At 57.1% G+C, this 624-nt stretch carries 2 protein-coding genes and 1 pseudogene; all 3 read right to left on the bottom strand.

Features of this window, described 5'->3' with window-relative positions; all coding sequences use genetic code 11:
- Positions 1-151, bottom strand: a 151-nt coding sequence (locus AACR93_RS03810) for a macro domain-containing protein (RefSeq protein ID WP_197077990.1), incomplete at its 3' end; no start/stop codon positions are given.
- Positions 148-252, bottom strand: coding sequence for a hypothetical protein (locus AACR93_RS03805; protein ID WP_323580162.1), 105 nt, complete (start codon positions 250-252; stop codon positions 148-150). The genes AACR93_RS03805 and AACR93_RS03810, both read right to left, overlap by 4 nt.
- Positions 253-379: 127 nt before the next feature.
- A pseudogene (locus AACR93_RS03800) lies at positions 380-598 on the bottom strand (DarT ssDNA thymidine ADP-ribosyltransferase family protein); the annotation flags it as partial.
- Positions 599-624: the final 26 nt, after the last annotated feature.

Raw genomic sequence — 624 nt, 5'->3', positions numbered from 1 at the left:
TGCACGCCTCGGCATAGGCACGCATATTGGCCGGGAACCGCTCCTTGAACATCAAGGCGATCCCCTTGCCCATGACACCGACGGTGTTGACGGTATTCACCAGTGCTTCCACCGGAGCATCCAGCAGATTGCCTGTTGTATATCGAATCATCTGAAATACCACCCATCACGGACATAGACGGGGCGCGCGACCCCCACCCGATTCATGCATTGTTCCACGCGGTTCTTTATCTCTTCGTTGTAACACACCACGCCCAGCAACGCCTCGATGGGGCAATGTTGATGGATCAAGGCCTCGGCCTGGTAGCCCCAGTTCAGCCATGCGATGCAGGCTGGAAACCAGGATCAAGATTTCATCATTTTCACGCCGGGGAACACCGCGCCCCGAGTGAATATTGCTGAGCATGGGTGAAAACGGCGTGAAGTAGAAGGGCACATAGTCATTCAACACGCCGTAAGGAGCCAGCGGCACCGGATGGCGTGCGCGCTTGGCAACCAGCTCCGGCAGCCCGATATGCACCCATTGCGGGTTTTGCTGCTGACCATTCCCCGCCCACAGGCCATGGGTCAGGATCCATTCCAGATTATCCCGATGCACGATCCGAAATATCAGCGCCTTCTGCG

The organism is Aeromonas sp. L_1B5_3 (assembly GCF_963866575.1).
GTDB lineage: Bacteria > Pseudomonadota > Gammaproteobacteria > Enterobacterales > Aeromonadaceae > Aeromonas > Aeromonas jandaei.
The sequence above is the reverse complement of the archived record's forward strand: the minus strand, read 5'-3'. Positions and strand labels throughout refer to the sequence as shown.